Genomic DNA, 1,934 nt, shown 5'->3' with positions numbered 1-1,934 from the left:
GTACAATGGGCCGAAGATATTGTGGCAGCTGAACCGGTTAGATGATATCAGTATGGGGATTTTCATATGGCACATGGTGATCATCAACATCTTCTTATACACTGGAATTAATAAAACATTGTCTGATTACCCGCTGATCATCGTTCTGATGGCTGTCACTGCTACCGTCGCATTCCTTTCATACAGAATAGTGGAAAAACCGGCTCTTAAATTACGTAATATAGAGACACGCAAGCAAGTCAAAACGAAGATTGCGAGCTAATGGCCAAGGGCTGTTCATGTAGGCAGCCCGTGTCCCATTTAGCATGAAATGGTGTTTTTATTTAGAAATTAGATTATTCTTTTTCACAATGAGTTCCATTAAATTTTGATCTCTTGTGGAAGTTAACTTTTCTCTTTTTACATCTCCATCTGATAAGTGCCTATTGGTTGTTCCAGCTTCTTCTCTATCGATACAATATTGAAAAATATCCCTTGTGTCTTCTTCTAATATTGATTCTAATGTTCCTGTGCTCATAACATGGTAAGAAGAGTCACTAAGCACTCCACCATTTTCCTTTATTGCTTCTTCGAGTCCAGTTTCATCTGCAATATTAAATTCTTCAAGTGTAATAGCAATATGTGAAATTCGCGAAATATTTTTAGGTAACTTTTCATGGTTTATAAAGCCGCTTTTTAGATGACCTTCCTTTTTAAAACACTGAGCAAGTGCAGCACCAAGTGAAGTTTTAAGCTCTTCTTTATATTTTGTATAATTTGTTGTTCTTAAACTTATCATGGGTACTCTTGCTTTTAATTCAATAAAGATAACGTGATTATTTTTAACTAACATAAAATCAGGGGATCTTAAATTGTTCTTTTGAAATCTATACACAAACTCTTTTATATAAAGATAATTATGAAGTTTTAAAATATGTTCTATGTAATCTTCGTAAGGGTGTTTTCCAAAAGCACTTTTGAATTCCAAACCTTTTGCAGTGCAAATTTGTTGATACATCCCCTCTGTAACAGCTATGAAAATTGAAAAAGGCATTGGAAATAAAAGGTCAGAGCCATTTGAGGTTACAATCGGTTTCATTAGTAATGGGTTGAAATCATAGACTTTCATTTTTGGATCAATTGTTGCAAATTGTTCATACAAAACTATAAATTCTTCTCTATTAATTAAAAAGGTATTTATTAAAGTTTTCACTTTTGTTTCAGAAAATCGGAAAATTTCCCCAAGTGTTCTAATAAAATTATCTTTATCAATTTCCCAGTATTTCGAGGAACAATTATATAAAGCCCAAGAGAATAACAAATAATCTTCATACTCATAACCAAACAATTCAAGAAAAATTTTTTTAACATTAATTTCAGGGCTTTCATAATTAAACAGATAGTGATACCTATAAAAACTTTTAAAAGGATGCCTCTGATAAATAAATTGTTGTAAACCGACTCTCACAGAAAATTGTGACAATAATTCCTGATCAGACAAATTCAAATCATCTTTATGCTTAAATGGAATATTATATTCTCGATATAACTTAATTACTTTCACTAAATCATTATAACTAATATCTGGCGTATATCCACCCCACTCTTTCCCTATTATAGAGGCTAAGGAGAGATATGCTAGTTCATGATTATATATGTTACCTCTAATTTGTTTTCTTAATATATTATTAGGCAATAGACTGATTAAAAAATCATCATTAGGATTAATTACAGATGTAGCATGATGTAACACTCTTAATAATTCAAGTTTAGAATTAAAATTAAATCTCCTTAATCTTTTATCAATCTCATTAAGTATATTTATGTTAGACTCATAGTTATCCAATCTCTTCCCGCCCTAAATATTTTTCTCTTACTAAACACTACTTCTAATTAATTCAATATTATAGCATGATACTCTATCTGTTAACTCTCTTTAAAACTGCTGTTTTATT

At 30.9% G+C, this 1,934-nt stretch carries 1 protein-coding gene and 1 pseudogene; one reads left to right on the top strand and one right to left on the bottom strand.

All coding sequences use genetic code 11. The annotated features are described in order from the left end of the window. Positions 1-262 (top strand): annotated as a pseudogene (locus tag ACNFN4_RS22090) (acyltransferase family protein); the annotation flags it as partial. A 57-nt stretch (positions 263-319) separates the two neighbouring features. Here the strand turns inward: ACNFN4_RS22090 and ACNFN4_RS22085 are convergent. After that, positions 320-1,825 carry a hypothetical protein gene (locus tag ACNFN4_RS22085; RefSeq protein WP_022553099.1) on the bottom strand — a complete coding sequence of 502 codons (1,506 nt, stop codon included), beginning with the start codon at positions 1,823-1,825 and terminating at the stop codon, positions 320-322. Positions 1,826-1,934: the final 109 nt, after the last annotated feature.

The sequence above is a fragment of the Bacillus sp. N1(2025) genome (assembly GCF_053470005.1).
The sequence above is the reverse complement of the archived record's forward strand: the minus strand, read 5'-3'. Positions and strand labels throughout refer to the sequence as shown.